We start from the raw sequence: 17,008 nt of genomic DNA, 5'->3' as shown, positions 1-17,008 counted from the left end.
TATTTTTTAATATGAAGCGTTCATAACGGTTGTGCCGTCATGCGGCTTCCTTTTCACGTTGTGGCAGTCACTTTCTGCCGTAACTTTTTTTACGCCGGGCGATTCACAATAAGCGCCACAGCTTCTCCGCCGCCAAGGCACAGGGATGCCAGGCCTTTTTTAAGATTGCGCTTTTCCATTTCATATAACAAGGTGGTCAATACCCTGGCACCACTGGCACCAATGGGGTGACCCAGGGCCACACTGCCGCCATTGACATTTACCTTGTCTGGATCAAGTTTCAGAACCTCATTAATGCCCTGGGAACTGCCGCTGAAAGCTTCATTGATCTCAAACAGCTCAATGTCCTCCAGGGCACACCCTTCTTTTTTCAACACCTTGGGAATGGCATAGATGGGGGCCATGAGCACATATTTCATGTCAATACCATAGGAGGCCTGGGCACCGATTTCTGCCATGATGGTACAGCCAAGGGCCTTGGCCTTTTCTTTTTCCATGATGATGAGGGCCGATGCCCCGTCACTGATGATGGAGGCATTGCCGGCGGTGCCCACCCCGTCTTTTTTAAAGGCACCCTTCATTTTGGAAAGTTTTTCAAAGCTGGTTTCCATGGGACATTCATCGGTGTCAAAAACAATGGGATCTCCCTTTCTCTGGGGAATCTCAACGGGCACAATTTCATCCTTGAACCGGCCGGATTTGATGGCTGCGCAAGCCCGCTGGTAAGACTGGGCCGCAAACCGGTCCTGGGCTTCCCGGGAGACATCCCATTTTTCACAGCACAGCTCGTTGGACATGCCCATGTGAAAATCATTGATCACATCCCACAGGCCGTCATGGACCATGTGGTCTTCAATTTTCCCTGGTCCCATGCGATGGCCCCACCGGGCCTTCTCCATGTAATAGGGAGCCATACTCATGGTCTCCATGCCACCTGCCACCACCACATCGGCATCACCGCACTGGATGGCCTGGGCCGCAAGCATCACCGCCTTCAGGGAAGAACCACACACTTTATTGACGGTAATGGATTCCACTTCCCAGGGCAGTCCGGCCTTTACTGCGGCCAGTTTTCCCGGATTCTGACCATAACCACAGGGAAGCACCATGCCCATGACGCATTCCTGAATTTGATCTTTATCTATACCGGCGCGATGGACGGCCTCTTTTATCACATGCGCACCCAGATCCGTGGCCCCAATCTTACTCAATGAACCGCCAAAACTGCCCAGGGGCGTCCTGACTGCACTGACGATAACTGCCTGTCTCATATATGACCTCATTTTTTTTAAGTTTCGAGCTTGATCACAAGATCGGCTACCAGTCACCATTGGTTGACCCCACTCCAGAGCAGCCGACCTTGTGATTAAGCCCTAAGTTCCGGTTTGCCGACTTCTTGACATCGTGTCCATGGCAAACCCGTTTGCCGCAGCAACCTGTGAATTTATTGGATCAGTTCAATTTAATCAGTTCACAAGTTGTCGGGTATTTTTTTCTTACAACAACCAAATACATTTGTTTTTCATTTAGCGATACCTTCACTTTAAAACCACAAAAATCATCTAAATACAATAGATTTCACCTTTTTTAATGTGCAGGTTCTGCGGCTTGATTCCATATTGGAGCGTCATCATAAGGTGAAGCGTTTTCATTAAAAACAAATACCTGTATTTATTCTATATTTAATTCAACACAAATCCCTTCAACATCACCCCCCCATGATAATCACCGCTAAAAACAATAAAAAAGAACAAGGGGCAAACTCCCCACATGAAGACTTGTGATGGCAAAGGGAAAAAGCAATCTCTCCGAAACATGAGTCACCATAAAAACAAGTATGCCGGAACAATGTACACACATCGCCCCGGCACACACGACCCCACGGGCCTTGTAAATCACCTCATTTACATATTTCGTCTATATTTGCCCCCCACATCATAAAGGGCCTGGGTAATGGTTCCAAGGGAGCAGTGTTTAACGGTGTTCATTAGTTCTGCAAACATGTTGCCCCCATCAAGGGCGGTCTGCTGCAGTTTTGAAAGGGCTTCTCCGGCAACATCCCCATGGGCTTCTTTAAAGGCGGCCAGACGTCTTAACTGTTCATCTTTTTGGGCATCATCGGAACGGGCAAGCTCCAAAAGGGCGGTCATCTCTTCATAATTGGCATTGGGATCAATAAAGGTATTCACCCCCACAATGGGATAGTCGCCGGAATGCTTGAGCAGTTCATAGTACATGGATTCTTCCTGGATTTTGCCCCGCTGGTATCCGGATTCCATGGCACCAAGTACCCCCCCCCTTTCGGTGATTCGCTCAAATTCCATCAAAACGGCCTCTTCCACCAGGTCGGTGAGTTCATCCACAATGAAACTACCCTGGAGGGTATTTTCGTTTTTAGCAAGTCCCCACTCCCTGTTGATGATCAGCTGCACGGCCAGTGCCCGGCGCACAGATTCACTGGAGGGGGTGGTGATGGCTTCATCAAAGGCATTTGTGTGAAGGCTGTTGCAATTATCATAGATGGCGCAAAGCGCCTGAAGGGTGGTTCTGATGTCGTTGAACTGAATATCTTGGCTGTGCAGGGATCGTCCCGAAGTCTGGATATGATATTTCAATTTCTGGGACTGTTCATTGCCCTTGTACAGATACTTCATGGCAACGGCCCAGATACGTCTGGCCACCCGGCCGATCACCGTGTATTCGGGGTCCATGCCATTGGAAAAGAAAAAGGAAAGAGATGGAGCAAAAGCATTGATATCCATGCCCCGGGACAGGTAATACTCCACATAGGTAAACCCGTTGGACAGGGTCAACGCAAGCTGGGTGATGGGATTTGCCCCGGCTTCGGCAATGTGATAGCCGGAGATGGACACAGAATAAAAATTACGGATTGCATTGTCAATGAAATACTGCTGGATGTCTCCCATCATTTTCAGGGCAAATTCTATGGAAAAAATGCAGGTATTCTGGCCCTGATCTTCCTTTAAGATATCCGCCTGAACCGTGCCACGGACACTGGAAATGGCCCGTTGACGAATTTCATCTGCCTCTTGTGCACTGGGTTCTCTTCCCTCTTTTTCCCGGAACCTGTCCATCTGCTGGGAAATGGCGGTGTTCATGAACATGGCAAGCATCATGGGTGCCGGTCCGTTCACCGTCATGGACACAGAGGTGTTGGGGGCACACAGATCAAAACCGTCGTAGAGCAGTTTCATATCTTCCAGGGTACAGATGCTCACCCCGGAATTACCGATTTTACCATATATATCGGGCCGCACTGCGGGATCATACCCATACAGCGTCACCGAATCAAAAGCGGTTGACAACCGTTTAGCCGGATAAGTACTAGAAAGCAGTTTAAATCGTTTGTTGGTATCTCCGGGTCCCCCCTCCCCTGCAAACATGCGGGTGGGGTCTTCATCCACCCGTTTCAAAGGAAACACACCGGCGGTGTAAGGATAATGCCCAGGAACATTTTCCTTTCGCATCCATTTCAGTGCCTCCCCCGGGTCTTTATATCCGGGCACGCACACCTTGGGAATTTTAGAATGACTCAAAGACTCTGTATATAAAGGCAGCTTGATGTCCTTGCCCCGCACCTGGTAGGATAATTCATCCTTGGCATAGGCCTCTTTCACGGTCTCCCATTCTTCGAGTATTTTTTTTGTTTCCGCATCAATGTCTGCCTCGGCACCGGCAATGGCATCCTTAAACCGAATCACCACATCTGCCAGATCCACTCCCTCAAAACTTTTCTCTGACTCTTTGAGGTGCCACACCCTTCGAACGGCATCGGCCTGTTCTTCGGTGTGCTTATGATAATTGCGCACAGTCTCAGCAATTTCTGCAAGATAGCGGGTGCGTTCCGGCGGAATAATAATGGTTTTGGAGCTGGAGCAGGTCACATCGGTTCTGGGAATGGTGGAAACGAATTCTTTACCCATTTTTTCATTTAAAAGGTCCAGCAGTCCATGATAAAAGGCGGTAACTCCGTCATCATTAAAGCGGGAAGCGATGGTACCATACACAGGCATCTCATCCAATGGGGTGGTCCAGGCCTTGCGATTTCGCTGGACCTGCTTTCGAACATCCTGCACCGCATCTTCGCTGCCCCGTTTTTCAAACTTGTTCACCACCACCAGATCTGCATAATCGAGCATGTCGATTTTTTCCAGCTGAGAGGGGGCACCAAATTCTGCGGTCATGACATAGATGGCAATGTCCACAAGGTCAATGATTCTGGAGTCCCCCTGACCGATGCCTGCTGTTTCTGCAATGATGATGTCGTATCCCGATGCCTTGGCAACCGCAATGGCTTCCGGCAGGGAGGCGGGCAATTCAGACTGAGCCTCCCGGGTGGCAAGGGATCTCATGTAAACCCTACCGGTTTCAATGGCGTTCATGCGGATACGATCGCCAAGAAGTGCCCCACCGGTTTTTCTCCGGGAGGGGTCACAGCTGATGATGGCCACATTGACGTCGGTAAGGTCCCGCAGGATTCTCAGAATCAGTTCATCGGTGAGGGATGATTTTCCAGCACCGCCGGTGCCGGTGATGCCGATCACCGGAGGGACATGGCTGCCCTTTAATTTTGCAAGGCGTTCCATGATGGGGGCAAGGGAACCGTCATTTTTAAGCTTGGCTTCCTGCACCGCCGTGATGGTATTGGCCGTGATGTATTTTTCTTTAACCGTGAGCTTTTCGTACTCAATGCGGTCAAGGTTCACCGTGGAAAAATCCATCTTTTGCATCTGATCATTGATAATGCCCTGGAGACCGATCTTTGCCCCGTCTTCCGGGGAGTAGATCCGGGTAACCCCATAGGCCTGGAGTTCTTTTATTTCCGACGGAATGATCACCCCGCCCCCGCCGCCAAACACCTTAATGTGGGGGACATTTCTCTCTTTGAGCAAATCCACAATATATTTAAAAAACTCCACATGACCGCCCTGGTAACTGGACACGGCAAGCCCCTGGGCATCCTCTTCAATGGCAGCCTGCACAATTTCTTCGGCAGATCGGCTGTGACCGATGTGAATGACCTCCGCACCGGAATCCTGGAGCATTCGCCGCATGATATTAATGGAGGCATCGTGGCCGTCAAAAAGGGCGGTGGCCGTAACCACCCTTACCGCATTCACAGATTTATAGATCTCTTCAGGAACACTCATCACATCTCCTTTTTTAATTCCTTCGTCAGTTTCGTATCAGCTCATGTTTAAAATGTCCATAGGCCGACCATTTGACGCCTTAGAAACACAATATACAGCACTGTATACCAGTTAATTTTCAACCAACTCTAAGCTGGCGAAGGTTTTATTTTGAGGCTTGATTGTTTTTGCTATGAAAAAAAGGGTACCGAAATACCGATAAGCTCTTTTTCATTCTTAGTCAAAATATGTGAGTCAAGTCAGTCGGGGGTAAGGCCTTGTAATGCATCACGGTCCCGGAGGCTGAAAAATCAATCCCAGAATAAATTCCGTCTGCAAATCAATATAGTCCTCAATGGTAAACGCCCGGGCAAGATACCATCGTCTGAATGCCCACATTTGTCCCAGCACGGAGATATTGTGCCCCACAAGGGAAATAACTTTGGAATCAAGGTGGGGAATATTTCCTTTCCCCGAAAGACGGGCAAGCAGACTGATAAAGATATCCGTGATGCCAAGCTCATTTTCCAGCACCTTTGCCTTCCATTTATCCGGAAGAAACTGGGTTACCTGGTACATCAGAAGAATATGATCATTCATTCTTTCACACACCAGAAAAAATTCACGGATTGCTTCGGCCAGGGTATTTGATCCCTGTTCCGAACAGGACAGGGTTTCTTCAACAGCCTTGTTTACCTCAATGTGAATGGCCTCACACACCAGATAAAGCACATCCTCCTTGGAGCCCACATACTCATACAATGATCCAATGGAAAAGCCTGCCTCCTTTGCAATCATGCGGGTGGTGGTTTTATGATACCCATGTTCCACAAACAGATGCACCGTGGAATCGACAATCTGACGTCGCCTCTCACGGACAAGATCCGGATTTTTGATCTGGGTGGGAACCCCATTGTCATCCATCAGCTTATCTTTTTGGTTACGTTTCAAAATGGCTTCGTCTCCAGTGAACCATGAAGGTTGTTGAACGAGCGCTCAGTCATTCTTTTTCTACAATTTTTGTAAGGCGTTGTCAAGGAATTATGATGACAAAAAGCCAGGACAGGATCACAACAAGGAAGGGGTTTTACAGGGAATGAATACAAACAAAATCAACCTGACAGTTCTGCCTTAACTGCCGTTCCCAGCTGATGAAGGGTGTAAGGTTTCTTAAGCAGGGAACCTGCCCCCAGGGCCAAGGCCTTCTTTACTTCGTCATTTTCAGAAAAACCACTGGCAATTATGGCTTTCTGGCCAGGATGTATTTCAAGGATCGCTTCATAGGTTCTACGGCCATTCATACCAGGGTCCATGACCATGTCCAGAACCAGTAGATCAACTTTGCCCCCACGGATATATTCAACGGCCTTTTCTCCGGATGCAACGGCATGGGGTGCATACCCGAGCAGGGTAAGCATTCTCTGGGCAATATCCCTTTGCTGGGATTCATCATCCACCACCAGTATGGTTTCACCGTTACCCCTCACTGAATCAAGATTCTCCCCTTGGTATGCCTTTGCCTCCATGGGCCCATCACACGCCGCTGGCAGATACAGCATAAATGTGGTCCCCAGGGCATCGGAGGTAACCGTAACACCACCGTCATGCTCCTTAATTATATTCCACACCACGGCAAGTTCTAGTCCAGTGCCACCCCTGCCCATGGTTTTCCGGGTGTAGAAGGGTTCAAAGATCCGGTCCAAATCCATCTGGGAAATGTATGATCCCGTGTCTGAAATCTGAATCACCACAAAATCCCCTGTTTCCATGGACTGGTTTTCGTCCAGGGGTTCCTTTACGTAAGTGTTCCGAATGGAAACAAGAACCCGCCCTTCCCCGTTTATGGATTCAGCTGCCGTTGCCATGATATTCATGAGGCATTTTTTAATATGCATGGGCGAACACCGAATCCGGTGCACATCCGGTGCAAGATCCATTGTCCACAGGATTTCAGGATAATGTTGCCTCAGCTTCTGAAATTCAGGGGTATTTTGCTGTTCGTGGATCAGCCGATTCACATCAGAAACGACTCTTTCCGCCGCAATGCCCCGGGAAACCGTGAGCAGATCCGCCACCACATCAGCGGCTCGCTTGCCGGATTTCTGAATGGCTTGCAGGGGAGGTCGAAATGCACTGTCCTCGGGAAGATCCATGAGAAGCAGTTCTGGATAACCCACAATACCAGAAAGAAGATTGTTCAGGTCATGGGCCACGCCCCCGGCCATCAATCCGATGGATTCCATTTTCTGGGCCCGGTTTAACCGCTCCTGAATATCTTCCATTGCCGTGATATCCTTTGCGTAACAAATTATTTCAATGGATCTGCCCACAAGTCTATCCCCGGAATGGACCGGGCCCATTGGTAAAGCGGTGAACAGCAACAGCTTTTTCAACCGGGTGCTTCTGATTTTTCTGGAATTGGGTTTTCCCGTGGTACAGGCCAGAAGAATGGGGTTTTCATCATCACCCATGCCCTGGTCAAAGAGCAGAGCCGGCAAAAATTTACCCGGCAGGTCCTCAATGGAAAGGGCACACATGGCCGCCGTGGTTTTATTGGCTCGAATGATTTTAAATTCACTGTCCAACAGAACAATCATCGTGTCAATGGCATCAAAGGTAAATTGCCATTCTTCCCGGATGAGCAGATTTTCTTTTTCCTTGGCTCTTAACCTACGCATCTGCAGGGCATGGTTTCGAGTGATGAGCAAAATGGCCATGGCTCCCATGAATAACACAATGACAAACAAACTGATCACATAAAACCGTTGCTGTTTCACCGCCTGATTCAGAGGAGCCACCACTTCTTTTAAAAGATTGGAAATCGCAATGGACCACGTCTGATGGGGCAGATGAAGGGGTTTAAACGCCACCAGCTTTGTAACGTCTACGCTTACATTATCGTGGATGGCATAGGCATATCTTCCCACCCCGGTTCTTCCCTGTGTCATCTGTTCCATGATTCCCATAATCTCCTGACCCCGCTCGCCGGGCAGCTCCGTGGGCACAAACTCAGGAAATTGTCTACCGATATGGGAAACATTGGCAGTGCATATCAACAGCATTTTTTCGTCAATGATCCACGGATAGCCCCTTTCACCATAATTTGCCCCGGAAAAAAAATATTCCTGGAGAGAATTAAGGGTTGTCATGAAAAAAACAATTCCGGAAAACTTATTGCTGGGGTTTAAATGCACATCCCCCTGGATGCTATACACCGGAAGGGCAATGACCAGATAATCACCGCCGTCATTTTGTCTGCGAATAACCTTAAATGAAGAGGCTCCGGTGAGTCGACAATGTTCAAATATCGCATTGAGCTGTTCTCCCTTTACCGGGCAGTCCTGGAGGGGATAGGCGTAGCGAATGACATTGTTGGCATCCACCCTATAGATGGCCTTCATCAGACGTTGATTTCTATTGAAAATCTGAATCATGTTAAGCATACAGGTGCTTTTCTTTAAAAACTGAACTTCCACCCGCTGGGACAGACCGTAAAGATCGTCGTACAGGTTATTAAAACGCATCTCAACGGTGTCCGCCACCTGTTTTAAATAGGACAACTGCTTTTCCTGGAATTCACTGATTTCACTGGTGATGAAGGCATTTTTTTTATGCCAGCTCACAAGCCCAATGATGGAAACGGCAGTAATAGTGAAAACGGCAATCAGAAAAATCTGTTTTTTCAGGTTCATGAATATCAATCCAGAATAATGGCCGCCCGCCCCAGAATGGCAGGGCTGAATTCATAGTCCAGGTCCTGGGCGTATTTAAGGTTAATGATGAGATCGGGTTTCTGAATAAAAATAAAGGGAATCTCCGACGCTTTTGTTTTGTCCACCAGAATTTGCCTGGCAATGGGCACCAGACGCCGTCCCAGTTTATACGCATCTCCGAACAAGCCGGCCAACGCACCGGAATCAACCCCCTGTTTACTCATGGAAACCACAGGAATTTTAAGGGGAATGGTTATTTTAAAAACCGCGTCCAGCAAGGCGTACAGCTCCTGATTGATGGGAATAATAATAAGGTCAATCCCGGTGTCCACAAGCTGGCGGGTGGCTTCAGTGGGGTCCGTTGGAGCCACAATACCCCGGGAAAAGAAAGACAGGCCCAGTTTTTCACACGCTTTGCGCATCAAGGGTTCTTCCGCCAGATATCCCGAAGGATTATTACTGTCGTAGATCATCCCCACCCGGGACAAATGGGGAGCTATCTCCCGATAAAGGGCCAGTTGCTTTTCGGTATCCACATAATAGCTGGTTCCGGTGAGGGCAATCGAGTTGCGCTTTTCCCCCCTTTGCATCCCAAGACTGATCGGATGGTTGATCACCGTTGCAATAACCGGTGTCTGCAATGCCATGGATTGGGCAATCCTGGTACCGGCAGAAGAAAAGGAAATTATAAGATCAAAACCCATGCCATCCATTTGCGTTAAATTTTTACGTGCCAGTGCCTCATCTCGATGGGACCGAAAAATAAAGGGCACCTAGCTCATGCCACCCAGCTTCAGGCCGTCAATCACTCCCTGGAATGCGTTTTCATAGATATCTCCAGATTTCCAGAAATGAAACCCGATCTTAAACCCATCTGGTTCCAGCTCCCTTGCATGGATAAAGCAAGGGAGCATCAGCTGGCACAGACAAAGGCTCACCAGCAAACGAATGCCTGCCCACCTGATAACTTTGAAAGCTCTTTTTTCAAAACGCATTAAAAAGTACCTCCTTGCCAAGGACCATTTTTAAAAATTTTTCCGATGAAACCGCCGGACTGAACAAAAAACCCTGCCCATAGTCACAGCCCATTTCCCGCAACAGATCGAATTGTTCTTTTTTTTCAATGCCCTCGGCAACGACTTTAATTCCCATGGTGTGGGCCATGGCAATGATGGCCTTTACAATGGCGGCATCCTGGGAACTTGTAAGAATATCTTTGACAAAAAATCGATCAATTTTAACGATGTCAATGGGGAAAGTTTTCAAATAGACCAGGGAAGAATAACCGGTACCAAAATCATCCACCGAAATGGTAAGCCCCATTTGTTTTAATTCCTTTAGAATGCCCAGTGTTTCTGCATTCTGTCTGGCCAGAACACTTTCGGTCAACTCCAGTTCAAAGGCGCTGGGACACAGTTTATTCAAATTCAATGTTTCTAAAAATTTTTCTGGAATTTTCTGCTGCACGAACTGCCTACTTGAAATGTTCACCGCAATGCGCAAGGCATCCATTCCGGCTTTATGCCATTGCCGATGCTGGATTCCTGCCTGTTTGATGAGCCAGTCGGTGAACGGAATAATCAATCCCAACTCTTCAATGCTGGCAATAAACTTTGCCGGAGAAACCATTCCATAACGATAATGGCACCAGCGGGTCAAAGCCTCCGCTCCGGAAACAGAGCCATCCGCCATGGAGACCTGGGGTTGATAATATAGCATAAACTCCTTATTTAAAACAGCCTTTCGCACATCATTTTCAAACTCAAATTTTTCCCTTGCCCGAATATTCAGGGATTTTTCATAAAACTGAAAACAATTTTTACCGTTTTCTTTGGCATGATACATTGCCACATCGGCATGTTTCATCAAAGTTTCCGCCGTGGAGCCGTCAATGGGTGAAAGACTGATCCCGATACTGACTGAAACAAACACCTCATTGTCATCAATCACAAATGGTTGTGAAAAAAAGCGCTGGATACGTTCAGCCACCCGTCCGGCGTCTTCAGGAGCCTTAAGTCGAGGCAGAATAATCGTAAATTCGTCACCCCCCAGGCGGGCAACAAAACCTCTGGCATACCGTTTTTTTGATCTAGAAAAACAGTCGGATTCCCGGGCGCAGGACCGTATGCGGTCAGCCACCATTTGAAGTAAGGCATCTCCAGTTTTGTGTCCAAGGGTATCATTGATGATTTTGAAACGATCAATATCCATAAATAACACTCCAAGCAATGCCTTATCTTCCGAGCAGTCATCAAGGGCCTGTCCAAGGGATTCCCGGAACATGGTACGATTTGCAAGACCGGTGAGGTGATCAAACAGCACCAGTTTCTGTATCTGTTTTTGCTGATTAATCACGTCATAAAAGGCATCGCTTGCCCTTAACACATATTTTATATGATAATTAATAAGATTCCAGTTGATGGGTTTGGTGATAAAGTCCGTTGCGCCAGCATCAAAGGCTTGATGAATGGAATCCGTGTCATCAAGGCCGGTGACCATCAAAACAGGAATATGTTTTCCTTCGGGATGTTTACGGATGACCCGACATGTGTCAAAACCGTCCATCTGGGGCATCAATACGTCCAGCAGAACGACATTGGGTTTCAAAGTTTCAAACTGTGACATTGCCGACTTGCCGTTGTCCGCATCCACCACGTGGTAGCCATGTTTTTCCAGACATGCCCGGAGCAGCATACGATCTGCAGGATCATCATCAATTACCAGGATCCGCGTTGCGGTTGGCGTTACGGTTTTATCATTGCGCATGGCTTCACCATTTGGGTAGATAACGGTTCAATTGTTTTTTCAAATTCTTTTCGGATTCGTGAAAGCAGCAAAGGATCGGTGGAAATGGCATTATTTCGTGCCTGTTCTTCCAGCTCTTTAAACAACGAAGACAGGGTTAAAGCTCCCAGATTGCCACTGCTGGATTTTAAACTGTGGGCAAGGAATCGAACACCGGCAATATCATTTTTCTTAACGCACCCATGCAGTTCTTTCAGACGACCGGGGGTATCCTCCAGAAAAAAAGTAATTATTTTCGTCAAAAGGTCCTCGGCTCCCGGGGGTTGTAGGGAACGAATCGTTTCAAGGGCTCCGGGATCAATGACCTCTGGCACAGCCTCCTTTTTTTGGCTGGGTACAAGAGGCGCATCTGTGTTCCCTTTGGGAAGGAATGATTTTTGATCATCGGGCAGCCACCGTTCAAGGACCTTGGAAATCTGCTGTCGTCCAAAGGGTTTACTGATATAATCGTCCATTCCCGCTGCAAAACATTCTTCCCGGTCACCATTTAACGCATTGGCTGTCAAAGCAACAATGGGAATTCTTTTGCCGTTTTTCCCTTTAATTTCCCGGCTACGGATCTTACAGGTGGCCTCATATCCGTCCATGCGAGGCATCTGACAATCCATGAAAATAACGTCATAGGCATTTTTACGTGCGGCATCGAAAGCCTCCACACCGTTCATGGCCAGATCCACCCTGCAGCCCAGTTTATGCAAAACCCCCTGGGCCACCTGTTGATTGATCATGTTATCCTCGGCCAGAAGAACGCTGGCATTAAACTTTAATTCCTCTTTTTCCAAGCTGTACTGGGTAATCAAGCCATCATTTGCAAAGTTGTCGCTCCGCATCAACGCCACCAGGCTGTTATAGAAATCTATCTGGCGAACCGGTTTGGTCAGGTAAATGCCAATCCCGACATCCCTTGCCAGCTGGGCATCTCCCCGGATACCGATAGATGTCAGAAGCACCATTTTTATGCCCTTAAGTAATGAATCATTCCAAATCTGCCGGGCCACCTCCAGACCATTCATGTGGGGCATGTACATGTCCAGAATAACCATATCAAAGGGCTTGCCAGCCATAGCAGCCTCTTTAAGTCTGGAAAGCCCTTTCTCGCCGCTTTCTGCCTCATCCTGAACAACTCCCCAGCAGGCCATCTGATGGGCAAGCAATTTACGGTTATTGGCATTGTCATCCACAATCAATCCTCGAAAGCCCTGGAGTCCGAAGGCTGGTGCCCTGGTGATCGTGCGTGCACCCCTGGTTTTCTTCAACTTCAGATCAAACCAGAACTTCGCCCCCTGTCTCGGCTGACTGGAGCAGTGAATGCTTCCACCCATAAGTTCCACAAGCTGCCTGGAAATGGCCAGACCCAGCCCGGTACCGCCATACTTGCGGGTGGTGGATTCATCGGCCTGGGTGAATGGCTTGAACAGCTTTTCGAGTTCTTCATCGGTCATACCAATACCGGTGTCACGAACCATAAAGCGTACCTGATCCATTTTCGGGGCGGATTTAAGGGTCTGCACCCTTACATAGACTTCCCCCCTGTGGGTGAACTTCACTGCATTTGAGATCAAATTGGTTAATATCTGGCGGATTCGACTGGGATCAGAAATGACATCCGGATGCACATCATCTGCCACATCAATAATCAATTCAAGATTTTTGGAATGGGCATGGTGTGCCATCATCCGGGCCACATCGTCCACCAGGACCGGAAGATTAAAGTTAATGGTTTCAACCTCCAGTTTTCCGGCTTCAATTTTCGAAAAATCAAGGATATCATTGATAATGGTCAAGAGAGAATCACCCGAGGATCGAATGGTTTCAATGGCATTTCGCTGTTCCGATGTCAATGAAGTATCCAGAAGCATTTCAGCCATACCCAACACGCCGTTCATGGGAGTTCTGATTTCATGGCTCATATTGGCCAGAAACTGAGATTTGGTTTTGCTTGCGGCTTTGGCTTTGTCCGCAAGGCAAATGGCCTCGACCATGGCTTTTTTCATTTTGGCTGTACGTTCTCTAACCAGTTTTTCAAGATGCCTGTCCCGCTGTCGTATCTGAACAAGCATGTTGTTAAAACCGGCCGCCATCAAACCAAATTCGTCTTTTCGTTTCTCGTCCAGACGGATACGGTAGTTCTTGTTTTTTGTAATCTTTTGAATGGTGCTGATTAATTGGGTCACAGGCTGGGTAAGAATTTTCTGCACGTTATTGGCAAGCACCATGGCAAAAAACAGCCCCCCGGCAACAATAATTAACAGATATCCGCCAATACGGTACATCATGGCATAAAGGGCCTTCATGCTGGATTGCAGATAAATGAATCCCAGAATTTCATCATCCAGGGTAATGGTATCAAAGATATCTATGTAATGATCCTTGATCAAATATCCTTTTTGATTTAATTCTTGATTGTAAACAAGGGTTTGATATAATTTATTTGATATCCCCTCGGAGGATCCGGCGATCAGGGAACCATCTATCTGAAAAATGGCGGATTGCACGATGGTGGACTTCTGGGCCAGGGAGTACAGATTCTTCTCCAGTGCCCCCTGGTCCTGAAACAACAGCGCTGTGGTGCTGTTGGCACTGATGATTTTTGCAATGATCTGCAATTCCTCCAGTGCATTTTTCTGATACAGGTACCATTGACTGACAAAGGCAATGGTCACCGTCAATAAAAGCACCATGGAACAGACGCTTAAGATAATAAAATTAAGCTTATGTTTTACGGAGAGATCCCGGAAAAACGATTTGATCATCAATGTCCCCATGAAAAAAGAATTTGATCACAAGCCTGGTCACTTTGGAAGTGAGATCAGACTTTTGTTGTGATCAATTCCCAAAAAATCACACCCGCATGGTTTCGCCAAACCGGGGAACCCTGGCGGCAATGCCCTTGTCGTTAAGTAGATCTGCAAACTTCAGAGATACCTTTTCTTCTCCGTGCACCACAGCGGCCCGTTTGATCTTCAGGTTGGATTGCTTGAAAAAACGCATCATTTCATTTTTATCAGCGTGGGCACTGAATCCCCCCAGACGAACCACACGGGCTTTTAAAGGATACTCTTTGCCAAGAATTTTTACCAGGGGGGCATCTCCCTTTCGTCCCTTTTTCTCATAGGCCTGACCCAGTTCAAGAATCCGACGTCCCAGGGTATGCTCGGCCATGAATCCCACAATGAGAATGGTATTATTCGGGTTATGAATTCTGTATCGCAGATGGTGAAGGACACGTCCCACCTCGCACATACCCGATGCTGAAATAATAATACATGATTTCTTTTCCCGCATTAATTCCATGGATTCGTCCACGGAACTGACAAAATTGACCTTGTCAAACAAAAATGGATTGAGTCCTTTTTCAAGAAAGGCCTTGTGGGTCTGCTTATCGTAGAGCTCCGGATGCTCCCCAAACACCTTGGTCAAAGACGCTGTGAGGGGACTGTCCACATACACCGGCATGCGGGGAACAAGTCCTTTTTCATACAAATCGTGGATAACATAAATGATCTCCTGGGCCCGGCCCAGGGCAAAGGAGGGTATCACCACAGATCCTTTTCTTTCATGGGCACCATTGAGTTCTTTGATCATTCGAGTGTGGAGGTCTTCCGCAGTTTCATGGAGGCGATCCCCATAGGTACTTTCCGTGATCAAAAGATCTATGTTTCTGTCTTCTTCATTGAAGTCGGTGCAGGGATCTTTTAAAATGGGCATCCCAAATCTTCCCAGATCCCCGGTGAAACAGATGGTTTTGTGTTCCGCACCTTTCCCATACCTCACAATAGTGATGGCGGACCCAAGGATATGACCGGCCTCGTAGAAAGTGCAGGTCATGTCTTCCCCGATGGTAATGGGGGTTCTATAGGGTACACCGGAAAAAAATCCCAGCGCAAGACGAGCGTCTTCTTCTTTATAAAGTGGGTCTACCTGCTTTAACCCATACTGATTACCAAGTTCAAGTATTGTCTGACGATTGAGCCGGTTATTTCCCTCTTTCAGCAACTTTTTAATATAGCTGCTCTCCCGGTTGGTAAGGTCATCTGCCAACCCTTTTTTTCCATGGGTACGAAGGGCGGTACGCGCCGTCTTATAGTTGAGATAATCGGCATCGGATTCCTGAATATGGGCGGAATCTGGCAGCAGATAACCGCATACGTCTTGGGTGGCACGGGTGGTTACGATCTGGCCGTTGAAATTTTTTTTCACCAGCAGGGGAATTCTGCCCGAATGGTCAATGTGTGCATGGGAAAGCACCATATTGGTCAGAATGGCAGGATCAAAGGGCATGACCCTGTTTTTTTCCCCGGCATCCTGTCTGCGCCCCTGGAAAAGCCCGCAGTCCAAAAGTATCCTGTCGTTGTCTGTACTGACCATGTGCATGGAGCCGGTCACTTCCCTGACACCACCATAAAAGGTTACATTCATGAAACGCCTCCTTTTAATTCAATTGATTACATATTTTTTCCAATTTAGACCCAAATCTGAAGAACCTATCGCTTGTAAGTCAGAATCTGCCCCCCAAACGGTGGCAGCAAAGCGTCTGCATCCGTATATCTTCTCTGGCTGTGACTGTATCCCAAAGCTACCATTTTTTTGCTGAATCGGGCATGGTGACCCCGCCCCGGATCAACCAGAACCACATCACAATGAAAACTTGCATGCTGATCAATGAAATCGGACAAGGAATCGACGTGGCCACTTTCGTAGAGAAGATCACTGCCGATAATCAGGTCAAACAATCCCAGATTGCTGACCTTATCATCCCAGCCCGTCCTAACAAACGGAATTTTTTTATCGTTATTGAGCATAACATTTTTTACAAGAAAAGATTCAACCTCGGGATGATAGTCAGTGGCAGTTATATCTGCCAGGCGGTGATTCAACACCAGACTTGCCAGGCCAATCCCGCAGCCCACCTCCAAAATACGCTTTCCGGCCACGTCATGGTGAAACATCAAGCGAGCCAGAATCTGCCCCGAGGCCCAGATAACGCCAAACAGCGGCCAGTTGGCAGATGAGATCCCCAGCTTTTCAGCTCTGCCATCTGCATCGGCATACTGCTGGTTGTCCCGTAAGGTGCGGACATGAATATCTGTGTCTCCAAACTCCAAAGTTTGATAGCGAATGCGAACTAAGGGCATAAAACTCCTGTCAGATCATTAAATGATAAGTAGTCAGTTGGGCTCGCATTACAAAAGAACAGCGACGCATAAAAGACAATCAAGGGTAACCCCACTCACCAAGGAGTGATAGTAAACCAATAGAAATTCAAACGCAAGGCAAGTATTATTGTAAATATCCGGCCAGCACCCCAAATTCAACTCTTTTGACATAACGGGGAAGGAT

Annotated in this window: 10 protein-coding genes; all 10 read right to left on the bottom strand. The window is 47.6% G+C overall.

Annotated elements, in window-relative coordinates; genetic code table 11:
- Positions 1-89: 89 nt before the first annotated feature.
- The gene (locus ACYQ2M_RS09370) at positions 90-1,271 is read right to left on the bottom strand and encodes an acetyl-CoA C-acetyltransferase (protein WP_459916074.1); all 1,182 of its coding nucleotides are present in this window, start codon (positions 1,269-1,271) and stop codon (positions 90-92) included.
- Positions 1,272-1,904: 633 nt separating this feature from the next.
- On the bottom strand, positions 1,905-5,171 hold the full coding sequence (icmF, locus tag ACYQ2M_RS09365; RefSeq protein WP_459916073.1) for a fused isobutyryl-CoA mutase/GTPase IcmF: 3,267 nt from the start codon (positions 5,169-5,171) through the stop codon (positions 1,905-1,907).
- A gap of 267 nt (positions 5,172-5,438) precedes the next feature.
- Entirely contained in the window at positions 5,439-6,101 is a 663-nt protein-coding gene (locus ACYQ2M_RS09360) for a TetR/AcrR family transcriptional regulator (protein ID WP_459916072.1), read from the bottom strand.
- Between the two features lie 161 nt (positions 6,102-6,262).
- Positions 6,263-8,842, bottom strand: coding sequence for a hybrid sensor histidine kinase/response regulator (locus ACYQ2M_RS09355; RefSeq protein WP_459916071.1), 2,580 nt, complete (start codon positions 8,840-8,842; stop codon positions 6,263-6,265).
- Between the two features lie 5 nt (positions 8,843-8,847).
- Positions 8,848-9,636 carry an ABC transporter substrate binding protein gene (locus tag ACYQ2M_RS09350; RefSeq protein WP_459916070.1) on the bottom strand — a complete coding sequence of 263 codons (789 nt, stop codon included), beginning with the start codon at positions 9,634-9,636 and terminating at the stop codon, positions 8,848-8,850.
- On the bottom strand, positions 9,637-9,858 hold the full coding sequence (locus ACYQ2M_RS09345; protein WP_459916069.1) for a hypothetical protein: 222 nt from the start codon (positions 9,856-9,858) through the stop codon (positions 9,637-9,639).
- Positions 9,848-11,629 (bottom strand): two-component system response regulator, encoded by a 1,782-nt coding sequence (locus ACYQ2M_RS09340; protein ID WP_459916068.1) that lies wholly within the window; start codon positions 11,627-11,629, stop codon positions 9,848-9,850. The genes ACYQ2M_RS09345 and ACYQ2M_RS09340 overlap by 11 nt, the downstream gene beginning before the upstream one ends.
- On the bottom strand, positions 11,608-14,421 hold the full coding sequence (locus ACYQ2M_RS09335; protein WP_459916067.1) for a response regulator: 2,814 nt from the start codon (positions 14,419-14,421) through the stop codon (positions 11,608-11,610). The genes ACYQ2M_RS09340 and ACYQ2M_RS09335 overlap by 22 nt, the downstream gene beginning before the upstream one ends.
- An 88-nt stretch (positions 14,422-14,509) precedes the next feature.
- Positions 14,510-16,087 (bottom strand): MBL fold metallo-hydrolase RNA specificity domain-containing protein, encoded by a 1,578-nt coding sequence (locus ACYQ2M_RS09330; RefSeq protein ID WP_459916066.1) that lies wholly within the window; start codon positions 16,085-16,087, stop codon positions 14,510-14,512.
- Between the two features lie 65 nt (positions 16,088-16,152).
- Positions 16,153-16,803 carry a class I SAM-dependent methyltransferase gene (locus ACYQ2M_RS09325; RefSeq protein WP_459916065.1) on the bottom strand — a complete coding sequence of 217 codons (651 nt, stop codon included), beginning with the start codon at positions 16,801-16,803 and terminating at the stop codon, positions 16,153-16,155.
- Between the last annotated feature and the right edge of the window lie 205 nt (positions 16,804-17,008).

It is taken from the genome of Desulfocicer niacini (assembly GCF_054657595.1).
This window is presented reverse-complemented; position numbering and strand designations above follow the sequence as displayed.